Source organism: Streptomyces cacaoi, assembly GCF_006539165.1.
Classification (GTDB): Bacteria; Actinomycetota; Actinomycetes; order Streptomycetales; family Streptomycetaceae; genus Streptomyces; species Streptomyces cacaoi.
Map to the genome: position 1 here is coordinate 16,967 of NZ_BJMM01000038.1, position 13,919 is coordinate 30,885.

Annotated in this window: 13 protein-coding genes; 7 read left to right on the forward strand and 6 right to left on the reverse strand. The window is 73.9% G+C overall.

Translation table 11 applies throughout. The features are described from left to right. The first annotated feature begins 189 nt into the window (after nucleotides 1–189). Together SCA03_RS26675 and SCA03_RS26680 are read left to right on the forward strand one after the other, a co-directional pair. Nucleotides 190–840, forward strand: coding sequence for an IclR family transcriptional regulator (locus tag SCA03_RS26675; RefSeq protein WP_030889468.1), 651 nt, complete (start codon nucleotides 190–192; stop codon nucleotides 838–840). 117 nt (nucleotides 841–957) lie between these two features. After that, on the forward strand, nucleotides 958–1,758 hold the full coding sequence (locus SCA03_RS26680) for a S16 family serine protease (protein ID WP_030889471.1): 801 nt from the start codon (nucleotides 958–960) through the stop codon (nucleotides 1,756–1,758). A 448-nt stretch (nucleotides 1,759–2,206) separates the two neighbouring features. Here the strand turns inward: SCA03_RS26680 and SCA03_RS26685 are convergent, their stop codons facing one another. Beyond that, nucleotides 2,207–2,683, reverse strand: coding sequence for an Lrp/AsnC family transcriptional regulator (locus SCA03_RS26685; protein WP_030889474.1), 477 nt, complete (start codon nucleotides 2,681–2,683; stop codon nucleotides 2,207–2,209). A 155-nt stretch (nucleotides 2,684–2,838) separates the two neighbouring features. Here SCA03_RS26685 and hppD point away from each other — a divergent pair, with 155 nt between their 5' ends. Together hppD and SCA03_RS26695 are read left to right on the forward strand one after the other, a co-directional pair. Beyond that, nucleotides 2,839–3,984 carry a 4-hydroxyphenylpyruvate dioxygenase gene (gene hppD, locus SCA03_RS26690; RefSeq protein WP_030889477.1) on the forward strand — a complete coding sequence of 382 codons (1,146 nt, stop codon included), beginning with the start codon at nucleotides 2,839–2,841 and terminating at the stop codon, nucleotides 3,982–3,984. A gap of 190 nt (nucleotides 3,985–4,174) precedes the next feature. Then, nucleotides 4,175–5,542 (forward strand): FAD-binding oxidoreductase, encoded by a 1,368-nt coding sequence (locus SCA03_RS26695; protein WP_086815133.1) that lies wholly within the window; start codon nucleotides 4,175–4,177, stop codon nucleotides 5,540–5,542. Between the two features lie 131 nt (nucleotides 5,543–5,673). Here the strand turns inward: SCA03_RS26695 and SCA03_RS26700 are convergent, their stop codons facing one another. After that, nucleotides 5,674–6,072: a hypothetical protein gene (locus SCA03_RS26700; protein WP_051846277.1), complete on the reverse strand. Its 399-nt coding sequence runs from the start codon at nucleotides 6,070–6,072 to the stop codon at nucleotides 5,674–5,676. A gap of 93 nt (nucleotides 6,073–6,165) precedes the next feature. After that, on the reverse strand, nucleotides 6,166–6,711 hold the full coding sequence (locus SCA03_RS26705) for an SsgA family sporulation/cell division regulator (RefSeq protein ID WP_078874159.1): 546 nt from the start codon (nucleotides 6,709–6,711) through the stop codon (nucleotides 6,166–6,168). A gap of 472 nt (nucleotides 6,712–7,183) precedes the next feature. Here SCA03_RS26705 and SCA03_RS36870 point away from each other — a divergent pair, with 472 nt between their 5' ends. Then, on the forward strand, nucleotides 7,184–9,127 hold the full coding sequence (locus tag SCA03_RS36870; protein ID WP_141275707.1) for an RDD family protein: 1,944 nt from the start codon (nucleotides 7,184–7,186) through the stop codon (nucleotides 9,125–9,127). Between the two features lie 104 nt (nucleotides 9,128–9,231). Further along, complete coding sequence (locus SCA03_RS26715) at nucleotides 9,232–9,879, forward strand: RDD family protein (protein ID WP_086817865.1); 648 nt, start codon at nucleotides 9,232–9,234, stop codon at nucleotides 9,877–9,879. Between the two features lie 140 nt (nucleotides 9,880–10,019). Here SCA03_RS26715 and SCA03_RS26720 read toward each other — a convergent pair whose 3' ends face one another. Then, nucleotides 10,020–10,442, reverse strand: a complete 423-nt coding sequence (locus tag SCA03_RS26720; protein WP_308698331.1) for a hypothetical protein — start codon at nucleotides 10,440–10,442, stop codon at nucleotides 10,020–10,022. Nucleotides 10,443–11,261: 819 nt separating this feature from the next. On the opposite strand from SCA03_RS26720, the gene SCA03_RS36505 reads away from it, so the two are divergent. After that, complete coding sequence (locus SCA03_RS36505) at nucleotides 11,262–11,528, forward strand: hypothetical protein (RefSeq protein ID WP_230988933.1); 267 nt, start codon at nucleotides 11,262–11,264, stop codon at nucleotides 11,526–11,528. Nucleotides 11,529–11,707: 179 nt separating this feature from the next. On the opposite strand, the gene SCA03_RS26730 is transcribed toward SCA03_RS36505, so the two are convergent. Both SCA03_RS26730 and SCA03_RS26735 read right to left on the reverse strand, forming a co-directional pair. Further along, nucleotides 11,708–12,301, reverse strand: coding sequence for an isochorismatase family protein (locus SCA03_RS26730; protein WP_030877657.1), 594 nt, complete (start codon nucleotides 12,299–12,301; stop codon nucleotides 11,708–11,710). A gap of 154 nt (nucleotides 12,302–12,455) precedes the next feature. Next, a complete protein-coding gene (locus tag SCA03_RS26735; RefSeq protein ID WP_230988930.1) occupies nucleotides 12,456–13,820 on the reverse strand; it encodes a nicotinate phosphoribosyltransferase in 1,365 nt (454 codons plus the stop codon). Between the last annotated feature and the right edge of the window lie 99 nt (nucleotides 13,821–13,919).

The window sequence follows — 13,919 nt, forward strand, 5'->3', positions numbered from 1 at the left end:
CGTTCCCTGGAGGTTTCCCGGAGGTTTCCGGTGAAACGGGCGTCCGTGGACCGGATTCTGGACAAGCTCTTCCGGTCAGCGGTACTCCTCGCTAAGTTTCCCGTTCACACGCCTCGCGGCGGCGGCGGGCGAGATGCCGCGGGCCCCGCGTCCGGCCGGCTGCCGTCACTCACCGAGGGAGGGGGCGTCGTGACCGCGGAGACTTCGCAGACGCTCGACCGGGGACTGCGCGTCCTGAAATTACTGGCCGACACCGACCACGGCCTGACCGTCACGGAACTGTCCACCAGACTCGGCGTCAACCGCACGGTCGTCTACCGCCTGCTCGCCACGCTGGAACAGCACGCCCTCGTCCGGCGCGACCTGGGCGGCCGGGCCCGGGTCGGGCTCGGGGTGCTGCGGCTGGGCAGACAGGTGCACCCCCTCGTGCGCGAGGCGGCGCTGCCCGCGCTGCGGGCCCTCGCCGAGGACGTGGGGGCGACGGCCCATCTGACCCTGGTCGACGGGTCGGAGGCGCTGGCCGTCGCCGTCGTCGAGCCGAGCTGGACCGACTACCACGTCGCCTACCGCACCGGCTTCCGGCATCCGCTGGACCGGGGGGCGGCCGGCCGTGCCATCCTCTCCGCCCGCGCCGAACAGCTCACCGACGGCGGCGAGCCCGGATTCGTGCTCACCCACGGTGAGTTGGAGGCCGGTGCCAGCGGGGCGGCCGCGCCCGTGCTGGAGGTCGGCGGCGTCGAGGGCAGCGTCGGCGTGGTCATGCTCGCCGACGCCGTGCCCGAGGGGGTCGGCGAGCGGGTGGTGCGCGCCGCGAAGGAAGTGGCCGAGGCGCTGCGCTGAGCGGAAGCCTCCGGGCCGGCGGGCACGGCCTCGGCAGGGCGCGGGCGCCCGGCCGGGCACGCTTCCCCGCGGGCGGGCAATTCGTGCGGCCGCCGGGGCACTGGATAGATTGCGGGAATGTCCGAGACCACGCCACGCCCCCGGATGTCCCGGCGCCGCCGCCTCGTGCTCTGTGCGACCCCGGTCGTCCTGCTGCTCGCACTGGTGCTGCTGGTGCCGCTGCCGTACTCCCTCGCGCAGCCCGGCGAGACCGCGGACGTGCTCGGCAAGCAGGGCGGCAAACCCGTCATCTCGCTGTCCGGCGCGAAGGCACACAAGGACGACGGGAAGCTGCTGTCGGTGACGATCGCGGCCACCCAGCCGCAGGCGACGGTGCGCGTCGGCGACGTCGTGCAGGCGTGGTTCGCGCGGGACCGCGCCGTCATGCCGCGCGACGCCGTCTACCCCGGCGGCGGGGACACCCGGGACGCCGAGAAGCGGATCGCGGCGGAGATGAAGGACTCCCAGGACAAGGCCGTCACCGCCGCGCTGCGGCAGCTCCACCGGTCACCGGACGACGTGAAGATCTCGCTGCGACTCGGCGACGTCGGCGGGCCCAGCGCCGGGCTGTTCTTCTCCCTCGGCATCATCGACAAGCTCGACGGGGACGGCAGCGGCGGCTCCCTCACCGGCGGCCACACGATCGCCGGGACCGGCACCATCGACGAGAAGGGGGCCGTCGGTGCGGTGGGCGGGGTGCCGCTCAAGATGCAGGCCGCGCGGCGGGACGGGGCGCGGGTCTTTCTGCTGCCCGCCGAGCAGTGCGGGGAGGCGGGGGAGGCGCCCGCCGGTCTCCGCGTCGTCCCGGTCACCTCCCTGTCCGACGCCCTCACCGCCCTGACCCACCTCCGCAAGGGCACCACCCTCCCCCACTGCTGAACCCACCACACCTCCCTCAACACACCCGCTCCGCCCCTGCGCGCCCCTTCTCCAACCCGAGCTCGGGCACTCCGCGCCCTCTTTCCCACCCAGCCCGGGCAGCGCGCCCCCCTTTCCCACCCAGCTCGGGCAGCGCCCGCCCCCTTTCCCACCCAGCTCGGGCAGCGCCCGCCCCCTTTCCCACCCAGCTTGGGCAGTCTGCGCCGAGGGCGCTGGGGGTACCCCCTGCTCGAAGAGCTTGGGGGAGGGCAAGCGCAGCCCCCCCACCGGGGCGAGGTGCACCACGTACCCCCGCCCCCCCCCTACGCACCTGGGGCTTCACCCCTCTCCCCGTTGGCCTCGCCGGCCGGGCGTCGGGGGGCTGCAAGGGGCTCCGCCCCCTCTGGGAGACCCCCTGGGCGGGAAGGGGCGAGGCGTACAACGAGCCCCGGCCGCACGGGCCGAGCCCTCAGGGAAGCCCTTCCCCCGCCGCCTGCCGCACCAACGGCACGATCCGCAAAGGCACAGGATTCTCCATGACGATGGCAGTGGAAGCCCGCACGATGCCGTCGATACCGACCACCCGGTCGATCACCCGCTGAAGATCCGCGTTCGACCGGGCAACGAGCCGACAGAGCATGTCCCCACTCCCGGTGGTGGTGTGCAGTTCGAGCACCTCGGGCACCCCGGCGAGGTGCGCCCGGACCCCGGGCCCCTGCCCCTGCCGGATCTCCAGCGTGGCGAACGCGGTGACGGGATACCCGAGCGCCGCGGGATCGACGTCGGGCCCGAATCCGCGGATGACCCCGCCCGACTTGAGCCGGTCGAGCCGGGACTGGGCGGTGCCCCGCGCGACCCCGAGCCGCCGCGAGGCCTCCAGCACTCCGATCCGCGGCTCCTCGGCGAGGAGTTCGAGCAGCCGTCCGTCGAGCCGGTCGATTCCCATGTGCCTCTCCTTTCCGGGGCGTTGAGGGGAGCATCACCGCTCACCGCTGCACACGTTGTGCATATCGCCCTCCCAAGTGCGGGTTCTGCTGGTCATGTTGTCCAGTGAAAACGCAAACTATTGCGCACCTTGTGGTTCGGCGGCAGCCTGCCGCCATGACTGAGACAGCGCACTCGACCCCGCGGACCGCCCGGCAGGCAGACCCCTTCCCGGTCAACGGGATGGACGCGATCGTCTTCGCCGTCGGCAACGCCAAGCAGGCGGCGCACTACTACTCGACCGCTTTCGGGATGAGGGCCGTCGCCTACTCCGGACCGGAGAACGGCAGCCGCGAGACGGCGAGTTACGTCCTGGAATCGGGCGGCGCCCGGTTCGTCTTCACCTCCGTCATCCGGCCCACCACCGACTGGGGCCGTTTCCTGGCCGACCATGTGGCCGCGCACGGCGACGGCGTGATCGATCTGGCGATCGAGGTGCCCGACGCGCGCGCCGCCTACGCGTACGCCGTCGAGCACGGCGCCCGGGGCATCGAGGAGCCCTACGAGACGAAGGACGAGCACGGTGTGGTGGTCCGGGCCGTGATCGCCACCTACGGGGAGACCCGGCACACGCTGGTGGAGCGCTCCGGCTACGAGGGCGCGTATCTGCCGGGGTTCGTGCCGGCGCGGCCGATCGTCGCGCCGCCGGAGAAGCGGTTCTTCCAGGCCGTCGACCACTGTGTCGGCAACGTCGAACTCGGCCGGATGAACGAGTGGGTGGAGTTCTACAACAAGGTCATGGGCTTCACCAACATGAAGGAGTTCGTCGGTGACGACATCGCCACCGAGTACTCCGCGCTGATGTCGAAGGTCGTCGCCGACGGCACCCGCAAGGTGAAGTTCCCGATCAACGAGCCGGCCGTCGCGAAGAAGAAGTCGCAGATCGACGAGTATCTGGAGTTCTACGGCGGCGCGGGTGTGCAGCACATCGCGCTGGCCACGAACGACATCGTCGCGACGGTGCGCGGTATGCGCGCCGCGGGCGTCGAGTTCCTCGACACCCCGGACGCCTACTACGACACGCTCGGCGAGTGGGCGGGCGAGACCCGGGTGCCGGTCGAGACGCTGCGCGAGCTGAAGATCCTCGTCGACCGGGACGAGGACGGCTATCTGCTCCAGATCTTCACCAAGCCGGTGCAGGACCGGCCGACGGTCTTCTTCGAGATGATCGAGCGGCACGGCTCCATGGGCTTCGGCAAGGGCAACTTCAAGGCCCTGTTCGAGGCCATCGAGCGGGAGCAGGAGCGCCGCGGCAACCTGTGAGACCCGGCTCGTCCCGCGTGTCCCGTGGCGCCGTCGGCGTCGCGGGGCACGCTGCCGCCCTCGGGCACGCTGCCGCCGCCGACCCGGCGCCGCCGCGGGCACGCCGCCGTGCGGGGGGGGCGCCACCCCGCGGGGAATCCGCACTGTTCAGCGTCTTCTCCCCGTCTCCACCGGGTGCCAGGCTGACCCCATGAGCGAGCTGATCGAACGCCTGGGGGAGGGGCTCCCCGAGGACGGCGTGCTGACGGATCCCGACGTCCTGCGTACCTACGCCCACGACATGGCCGGCTTCTGTCCGGCCGGCGCCCCCGCCGCCGTCGTGCTGCCGCGCACGGTCGAGGAGGTGCAGCACACCCTGCGTACCGCGCACGCTTTCCGGGTGCCGGTCGTCCCGCAGGGCGCCCGGACGGGGCTGTCGGGCGCGGCGAACGCCATCGACGGCTGTCTCGTTCTCTCGCTCGTCCGGATGAACCGGATTCTGGAGATCAACCCGGTGGACCGGGTGGCGGTCGTCGAACCCGGGGTGGTCAACGCGACGCTCTCGCGTGCCGTGAACGAGCAGGGCCTCTTCTACCCGCCGGACCCCTCCAGTTGGGAGGAGTGCACGATCGGCGGGAACATCGGTACCGCCTCCGGCGGGCTGTGCTGTGTGAAGTACGGCGTGACGGCCGAGTACGTGCTGGGGCTCGATGTCGTCCTGGCGGACGGCCGGTTGCTCTCCACCGGCCGGCGCACCGCGAAGGGCGTCGCCGGCTACGACCTGACCCGGCTGTTCGTCGGCTCGGAGGGGAGCCTGGGCGTCGTCGTGCGCGCCACCCTCGCGCTGAAGGCCGAGCCGCCGCAACAGCTGGCGCTGGCCGCCGAGTTCCCGTCGACGGACGCGGCGTGCGACGCGGTCTGCCGGATCATGGAGGCCGGGCACACACCGGCCCTGCTGGAGCTGATGGACACCACGACGGTGCGGGCCGTCAACGACATGACGAAGATGGGCCTGCCGGAGTCGACGCAGGCCCTGCTGCTGGCCGCGTTCGACACCCCGGAGCCGTCGGGTCCGCTGCGCGCCGTCGGGGAGCTGTGCGAGGCGGCCGGTGCGAGCCAGGTGGTGCCGGCGGAGAACGCGGCCGAGTCCGAACTGCTCCTCCAGGCACGCCGGTCGGCGCTCGTCGCCCTCGACCAGGTCAAGGGCACCACGATGATCGACGACGTGTGTGTGCCGCGCAGCCGGCTGGCCGAGATGCTGCGGGGCACGGCGGCGATCGCCGAGAAACACGGGCTGACGATCGGCGTGTGCGCGCACGCGGGCGACGGCAACACCCATCCGACCGTCTGCTTCGACGCCTCCGACGAGGACGAGTCCCGCCGGGCGCACGCGTCCTTCGACGAGATCATGGCGCTCGGCCTGGAGCTGGGCGGCACGATCACCGGTGAGCACGGTGTGGGCGTGCTCAAGAAGGCGTGGCTCGCCGAGGAGCTGGGGCCGCTGGCGCTCGGCCTGCACCGCGGGATCAAGCAGGTCTTCGACCCGGAGGGCATCCTCAACCCGGGCAAGGTCTTCTGAGGCCCGCCGCGTCCTGCTGGGTTCTGCTGGGTTCTGCTGCGTTCTGCCGCGTTCTGCCGCGTTCCTCCGGGGCCCCGTGGCGTCCGGCCCGGCGCCGCTGTGGCGGGGCCGCACCTGCCCGTGCCCGCCGCTCACCCGCCCAGGCGGACCGACGAGTGCGGCAGGTGCGACAGCTCCAGGAGCGCGAGCAGCTCGTCGCGCAACTCGTCGGTGCACAGGGCCTGTTCGTGCGCCGTCAGCTCCAGCTCCACGGCGCCGTCGGGGCTCGCGAAGGCCGCGTTGATCCCGCGCAGCATCTTCAGCAGCAGCGCGTAGGAAGGGGCGTCGAGCCGGACGGACAGCTCGTGCAGCCGGCGGCCCACGCGCAGCCGTACCGCCTGTTCGGTCTCCGGGTCCGTCGGGGCGGGCTGCCCGCACCCGCCGGGGTCCGGCCCGGTCGCGGGGCCGGGGGAGGTCCCCGGCCCCGGACGGGCGCCGCCGCCGGCGGGTCCCCTGGGGGCGCCGATGTCACATGGTTCTTGCTGGGGCATGCGGGAGATGATGATGTATTTCCGTTCCGCGTCGGGGTAATACCGCCATTTTTTCCGCCTCACGTGTGGGAGGGCGAGGCTTCGCCCGGTCTTTCACGAGGCGTGCTCCCCGTCTTCATCGCCCGGCCACGCTCCCCGGCCGCCCGCTTCTGCCCGGTCGGGCAGCGTCGGCCCGGAGAGCGGGGCGGCCCCGGAGGCGTCCGTCTCCTCGGGCCCGGAGCCGTCCGGCACGGTGTTCAGCAGCGCGTGCAACTTCTCGTCCAGCCCGAGCGCTTCGGCCTCCCCGCCGGGCGGCACCACCCGCAGGGTCCGCTCCAGCCAGGCCGACACCGCCGAGGACGGCGCCTCCAGCAGCGCGTCCCCGTCCGGCGAGCTGAGCGCCGTACAGACCACGTTCCGGCCGTCCACCCGGGTCGGCCACACCCGCACGTCCCCGTGCCCGCACGGCCGGAAGACGCCCTCGACGAACAGCTCCCGCGCGAACGTCCAGTGGACGGGCGAGGCGGAACCGATGTGGAAGGTGATGTGGACGGCGTAGGGGTCGTCGGAGCGGTAGATGAGCCGGGCCGGCACCGGAACGCTGCGCTCCGTGGAGAGGACGAGCCTCATCTCCAGGTCCCGTTCGACAACGGTCTGCATGCTCTCCGCCCTTTCTGCGCGCCCTCGGCGCGCGGTCGTCGCGTACGGTCGCGCCGCCGGAGCGGCGCACACCGGGGGAGAGAGCGCTGAGCGCGGTTCCTTACACGGGTTCGGGGATTTTTTTCGTGGATGTCCGGACCGGCCGGGCGCGCGGCGGCCTCGCAGCAGCGGACACGCGAGAACGCGAGAGAACACGAGAGGAGGGGAGAGGAGGGGAGAGGAGAGGCGCGCGTCTGCCGGTCGCGGTCCGTCGGAAGGTGTGCACGAGGGCCCGCCGCGACGTGGGTGAAGGGGCGCACGAGGCCCGTTGCGAGACGGCCCGTGCCGCCGTCGGCTTCCTTACGGGCGCCGCTTCTTCGTTAATGTCCTCCTGGGACAGGCGGCGGTATCCGTCGCTCCGCAGGCGGAAAACCGCAGGACCGCGGGACAGCGGGCCGGTCAAGTGTGTCGCTCATGATGGGAGTTGGGGGCATTGGGACCCTCCGGTACGCACGGTGAGGTACCCCGTTCAGGGTATTACCCGGATCCGTCCATTCCCGGGTACATCCGCTACTGGAACGGTTCGGCGTGGGTGCCCGGCACGAGTCGGCCCGAGCCGCGCGAGGGCGAACCCATGCCCGCACCGCCGCCCGTCGCGTCCTCGCCGTCGGCCCCTGCCGCGCCGTCCGCGACACCGCCGACGGCACCGGCGGCCGTGCCGGGGGCGGGCGCGCGCACCTCCTCCGACGAGACGGGCCCCGTCTTCCTCGACGAGGTGGACGGCCTGGAGAGCGCGTACGAGCGCCCCGAGGCCGCGCCCGGCGCAACCGCCGACGCGTCCGGCGGGCCCGACGCGTCCGCCCCGGCCGCCGGAGCGCCCGAGCCCACCGCACCGGCGCCGGGCGCCGAGGCGGACTCCCCGCACTCCGGGTCCGGCCCGGCGCCGTCCGCCGCCGACCCCCGCGCGGGGAGCGGTGGCCGGGTCCCGGCCCAGCAGCCCGGTCCGTCGAACGCCCCGTCCGCGCACGCCCCGTCCGCGCACGCCCCGTCCGAGGGCGCCGCGTCCGAGGGCGCGCCGCCGGTGCCGGACGCGCCCGCGCCCGGAGGGCGGGAGCGGACGGTGGGCCTCCGCCGTTCCGAGGTGCTGCGTGCCGGACCGGCCGAGGCAGGCGACGCACCCGCCGCGGGCCCGGCACACCCGGCAGCCGCCCCGGCGGCGGACTCCCCGGCCACCAGCAGGCTGCGCCCCGTCACACCCCCGCAGCAGCGCCCGCCGGGCTCCGAGCCGCCCCTTCCCGGCACCGCCGGCGACCCCGGCACCGCCGGCGCCCCGGGCGACCTGGCCACCTCCGGCGCCCCCGGCACGCCCGGAACTCCGGGTGCTCCGGCCGGTTCCGGTGCCGCGGATGCTCCCGGCGCGCCCCAGGTTCCGGGCCAGGCGCCGGGCCGAGCGCCGGGACAGGTGCCGCCCCAGGCGCCGGGTCAGGGCGGCTCCGCGCCCCGCGCCGACCTCCCGGCACAGTCCCCGCGGGCGGCCGAAGGACAGCCGGCGCCCGCCGCCGCTGCCCCGCCCGCCGTGCAGCAACGGCCCGTGCAGGCGCAGGATCCGGCGACGGCCTGGGCCGGCCGTGCGGAGGCGCCGCAGGCTCCGGCTGCTCCCACGACCCGGGCCGCGGTACCGGCCGATCCGCAGTCCGCGCCCCTCCCCGCCCAGCAGCCCCCCGCCGCACCGCAGTCCGCGCCCGGCGCCCCCGCGGCCGGGCAGCCGGAGGCGCCGACCGCGCACGGCGTCCCGCCCTACGGCCCGCTCCCGCCCGCCGCCCCCGGCGGGCTGCCCGCGCAGCCCCAGTCGCACCCGCAGCCGGGGGCCCCGGAGACCGTCACCCCGTGGCGTCCGCCGGCGGCCGACCCGTTCGCGCAGGCGCGGCAGCAGCTGCGCCCGGCCGGGCTGGGCAGGCGGTTCGCCGCCCGCCTGGTGGACCTCGTCCTCACGCTGGCGGTGGGTGCCGCCGTCGCCTTCCCGTTCGTCGGCAAGGTCACCGACCACATCGACGCCAAGGTGCACGCCGTCGAACAGGCCGGCGAGACGCGGCAGGTGTGGCTGCTGGACGGGACGACGGGCGGCTATCTCGCGCTCGTGCTGGCGGCGCTGCTGGTGTTCGGCTTCGTCTACGAGGTGCTGCCGACCGCCCGTTGGGGCCGCACCCTGGGCAAGCGGCTCTTCGGCCTCTCGGTGGCCCGCGTCGAGGGGCAGGACACCCCGGGTCTCGGCGCGTCCGCCGTGCGCTGGCTGGTCTACGGGGTGCTGGGCGTGCTGGTCGTCGGTGTCGTCAACCTCGTGTGGTGCGTCTTCGACCGCCCGTGGCGGCAGTGCTGGCACGACAAGCTCGTCGGCACCTTCGTGGCCAGGGGCGGCGCGGGCGAGATCCGGCTGTGACGGCTCCGCGCGGCTGAGCCCCGGCGGGGCGTTCGGCAGCGGGGCCGTCCCCCGAACGCCCCGCCGGGGATGCGGCCCGGCCGCAGGGGCGTTCGACTCGGGCCATGAGCACGGAGCAGCCGGGGAACGACCCGTTCCGGAAGCCGGACGAGCCGGGCGGGCAGCAGCGCCCCCAGGGGAACGGCGGTTCGCCCTACGGCAACCCGCCGCCTCCACCGCCGCCCCCGCCGGAGGCGGGCGGCCCGCAGACGCCCTACGGCGGGGGCGGCTACCAGGGCGGCCCGTACGGCTCGCCCTACGGCACCGATCCGCTCGCCGGGATGCCGCCGCTCGCCTCGCGCGGCAAACGGCTGCTCGCGCGGATCATCGACGCGTTGCTCATCGGCATCCCGGTCACCGTCGTCGTCGGCCTCGCGCAGGGCGGCTACCACGACGCGCGCGGTGACACCTATGCGCAGCAGGGCGTCTACACCCTCGTCTATCTGATCTACGAGGGCCTGATGCTCACCATGTCGGGCCAGACGGTCGGCAAGAAGCTGATGCGGATCCGGGTGGCCATGCTCCAGAACGGTGCCGTACCCGTGGGCACCCCGGGCTGGTTCCGCGCCGCGGTCTATTCGCTGCCCGCGCTGGTGCCCTGTCTGGGCTTCCTGTTCTGGCTGGTGAACGTCCTCTTCTGCACCTGGGACCAGCCGTACCGGCAGTGCCTGCACGACAAGGCGGCCCGCACGGTGGTGGTGGCGGTCGACTGAACGGGCCGCGGCGCGGCGGCAGTTGACGGGCCTGGCCAGTCGTCCGGTCGGGCGGCCGGTCGGTCGGGCGGCCGGGCTGCCGGGCTGCTGGGCGGTTGGTACGGGCCGGACGGCCGGGACGGCGGCGGACCGGCCCGGGCTCAGTGGCGGCTGCCGATGCCCGCCGGCTCGGTGGACGGCGTCCGGGCGGCCTGCTGTGCGCCGGGCGCTCCGGTCTGCGCCGCGGGCAGGGAGCCGGAGACGACGGTGCTGCGCCCAACTGCCGTGCGCCGGGCGCGCCGTGCGCGCAGCACGGGGACGGCGAGTGCCACGCCGAGGCCGAGTGCGAGCGAGCCGAGCGCGGTCAGCGCGACGGCGGGGCCCGAACGCGCCCCGGTCAACAGCAGAACGGCGAGGGCCGAGACGACGACGGTGGCCGATCCGTAGACGAACTGGGCTGGGTTCGGACGCGGCATGGCGGATCCGTCCTCGGGGGTGTCGGTCACGGTGTGGATGACGAACGGGTCGTTGCGCGCGGCGTGTTGGGCCGGGCGACTGCCGGACGGCCGGGGGACGACCACCACGAACAGAGCGCCTTCGAACGACTCTACGGTCCGGAATGCCCGGGCGGAAAGCACGCCAAGCGTGACCCGTCCCACGGCTTCGGTGCACAGGGGGCGCACTGACGCACATCGCCCGGTCCGCCTCAACTCCGGGGCGCCGAGGGCCTCTTGTGCGAGCCGCGCGGATCCGGAGTGTCCGGCCCGCGCGCGGGGGCGCATCAGTTGTTCGCATCCGCTATCTGATGGGGAGTTGGGCACACCGTTGACGGGTCCGGGCCGTGCCGGGCCGTCGCGCGGGGCCGGAGGGGCCGCGGTTTGATTGAATGCTCAACCAGAAGATCACGCACGGCGATCACCCCGAAAATACCCGGATAAAGGGAACAAATAGGACGGTCGCGCTGATCCCATACGCTCGGTGAGGGCGATCCGGGAACTCCTGAAAGTGGCTCAGATCACAGGGGGTTGGAGGTTGTGCAACCCAGGGATGAATTTGTTTGCATCGTTGCAGGTCAAAACATGATCACCCGTTACCCCCTGGCGATCGGCGTCGGATCGCGTTTAGATGCCTGGTGGGGCCCCGTCGGACGGGGCCCCGGAAGACCACCCGCAACGAGCCTCACGGGGGAGATGGTGATCATGTCTGGAGGCGGATTCGTCAGGCTGCCGGACGGCAGCGTGATCGTCGCGCTCACCCTGCCCGTCCCGCGCGCACAGGGCGGCCCGAACCCGGCCGCGGCCCCGCCCGTGGGAGCGCGCGGAGCCCGGCGCTCCGCCTCGTCCGGCGCCCCGGCCCTGCTGCCCGCCACCCGCTGGTCGGCACACGCCGACGAGCCGCACACGGTGCGGTCGGCCGCGCCCCGCAGACCCGGGGACGAGCCGCGGGTCCGCGTGCTCGTCCACGCCCGCAACCGGGCCCGCGCCCTGACCAGGCTGCGCAATCTGGGCCTGCGCGCGATCTATCTGCGCGGCAACGCCGAACCGCCCACGGCGGACGAGGCCACCGCCGTGCTGCACCACCCGGAGGGCCTGGTCTGGCGCGCCGTCCCCGAGGACGACCGCGAGTCCTGGCACCCCATCGCATCGCTGCTCAGAACCAGCCCGGCCTGACCGCGCCCGGCCCGGACCGCCCGAGGCCCGGCCCCCGGCCCTGCCCGCCCGGGCCCGGCCCCGGACATGCGACGGCCCCGCGGAGGCGGCACACAGCCGCTCCCACGGGGCCTGAGCAAGTCCGCGAGGCCGCGTCCCGGGCTCGCCAGGGGCGGGCCCGGGCGAGGGACGCCGGGACCCTAACCGGCGGCGACCACCGGCTTGCCGAGCAGCTCGACGCCCGCGTCCCGCAGCTCGTCCAGAGCGCGCGCGACGCTGTCCGGGTCGACCCCGGCCGTCAGATCGAGCAGCACCTGCGTACGGAAGCCCTCCCGGGCCGCGTCCAGCGCCGTCACGCGGACGCAGTGGTCGGTGGCCAGACCGACGACGTCGACCTCCGTCACACCGCGGTCGCGCAGCCAGCCGGCCAGCGTGGCGCCGTTCTCGTCGGCGCCCTCGAAGCCGCTGTAGCCGTCCGAGTAGGCGCCCTTGTCGAAGACGGCCTCGATGGCGCCGGAGGCGACGGCGGGCGCGAAGTTCGGATGGAAGCCCACACCCTCCGTGCCCGCGACGCAGTGCGGCGGCCAGGAGCGGACGAAGTCGGGCTCGTCCGAGAAGTGGGCGCCGGGGTCGATGTGCGCGTCCCGTGTCGCGACGACATGGCGGTAGCCGGCGGACGCGTCCCCGACCAGTTCGGTGATCGCGGCGGCCACGTCGGCGCCGCCCGCGACCGCGAGGCTGCCGCCCTCGCAGAAGTCGTTCTGCACGTCGACGACGATCAGTGCCCGGTGCATGGTGCACACCTTTCGGCTGGATGAGGGGCGGGCGGCCAAGGCTGGGGGCCGTCACCTATGAGACTAGACACTCGGGCACGCGGGCGGCAGTGCTCCCGGGGAACGGGCCCGCCGCCCGCCTCCGACCTGCGGAAACGCACCGTGAGGCGAGGGCTCACCGGTGCTCCACCGGCAGTACGGGCTCGCCCCGCGACAGCTGCATCGCCGACATCGGCAGCCCCGCGACGGCCGCCCGGTGCCGCTCCCGCGCGGCCTCCAGCGGCTCCCGGCCGACCACCTCGCCGCCCTTGACCAGCTCCACCTGCAACAGCCGGTCCGCCAGCTCGGACGGCACCTCGCCGCTGCCGACGACCTCCGCCTCGGCGACACCGGATGCGTCCAGCGTCCGCGCCGCCCACTTGGCGCCGCCCGCCGAGCTCTTGCCGCCCATCGACCGCTTGGCGACCGGCCGCATCGGCGCGTCCGGCTCGTCCGCCTCGGCACGCGCCACCAGCTTGTAGACCATCGAGCACGTCGGGTGACCGCTGCCGGTCACCAGCTGGGTGCCCACGCCGTACGCGTCCACCGGCGCAGCGGCCAGCGAGGCGATCGCGTACTCGTCCAGATCGCTGGTGACGACGATCTTCGTGCCGTGCGCGCCGAGATCGTCGAGCTGCTGGCGTACCCGGTGGGCGAGCAGCAGCAGATCGCCGGAGTCGATACGGACGGCGCCCAGGCCGGGCCCGGCGATCTCCACCGCCGTGCGCACGGCCTCGGCGACGTCGTAGGTGTCCACCAGGAGCGTCGTCCCGCTGCCGAGGGAGTCGACCTGCGCGGTGAAGGCGTCCCGCTCGGAGTCGTGCAGCAGCGTGAAGGAGTGGGCGCTCGTGCCGACGGTGGGGATGCCGTACCGGAAACCGGCCGCCAGGTCGGAGGTGGTGGCGAAGCCGCCGATGTACGCGGCGCGGGAGGCGGCGACGGCCGCCAGCTCGTGGGTGCGCCGCGCGCCCATCTCGATCAGCGGACGGTCCCCGGCGGCCACGGCCATCCGCGAGGCGGCGGCGGCGACCGCCGAGTCGTGGTTGAGGATCGAGAGGATCACCGTCTCCAGCAGGACGCACTCCGCGAAGGTGCCCTCGACGCGCAGGACGGGCGAGCCGGGGAAGTACACCTCGCCCTCGGGGTAGCCGCGGATGTCGCCCCGGAAGCGGTACCCGGCCAGCCACTCCAGCGTCCGCTCGTCCACGACGTGCTGCTCGCGCAGGAAGCCGAGCATCTGCTCGTCGAAGCGGAAGTTCTCCACGGCGTCCAGCACCCGGCCGGTGCCCGCGACCACGCCGTAGCGGCGGCCCTCGGGGAGGCGGCGGGTGAAGACCTCGAAGCTGGAGCGGCGCTCGGCTGTGCCTGCGTGGAGCGCGGCCTGGAGCATCGTCAGCTCGTACTGGTCCGTGAAGAGCGCGGTGGACGGCACGGAGACCGGAAGTCCCGTGTCCGCCTGCCGGGAGTCGTGCGGGGGCGGTGCCCCGGGGGATTCCAGCACTGGTGGTTCACCTCGTGTGTCGTTCCGTCGCTGCGAGCGTACCCCGATCTCGTCAGCCTGACGATATACGCCCTGGGGAGGCTCGTTTGCGCGTGCCTC

Coding starts and splice junctions, on each gene's coding strand:
- SCA03_RS26680 (WP_030889471.1), top strand. CDS start 958: ATGTCCGAGACCACGCCACGCCCCCGGATGTCCCGGCGCCGCCGCCTC.
- SCA03_RS26685 (WP_030889474.1), bottom strand. CDS start 2,683: ATGGGAATCGACCGGCTCGACGGACGGCTGCTCGAACTCCTCGCCGAG.
- hppD (WP_030889477.1), top strand. CDS start 2,839: ATGACTGAGACAGCGCACTCGACCCCGCGGACCGCCCGGCAGGCAGAC.
- SCA03_RS26695 (WP_086815133.1), top strand. CDS start 4,175: ATGAGCGAGCTGATCGAACGCCTGGGGGAGGGGCTCCCCGAGGACGGC.
- SCA03_RS26700 (WP_051846277.1), bottom strand. CDS start 6,072: ATGCCCCAGCAAGAACCATGTGACATCGGCGCCCCCAGGGGACCCGCC.
- SCA03_RS26705 (WP_078874159.1), bottom strand. CDS start 6,711: ATGCAGACCGTTGTCGAACGGGACCTGGAGATGAGGCTCGTCCTCTCC.
- SCA03_RS26715 (WP_086817865.1), top strand. CDS start 9,232: ATGAGCACGGAGCAGCCGGGGAACGACCCGTTCCGGAAGCCGGACGAG.
- SCA03_RS26730 (WP_030877657.1), bottom strand. CDS start 12,301: ATGCACCGGGCACTGATCGTCGTCGACGTGCAGAACGACTTCTGCGAG.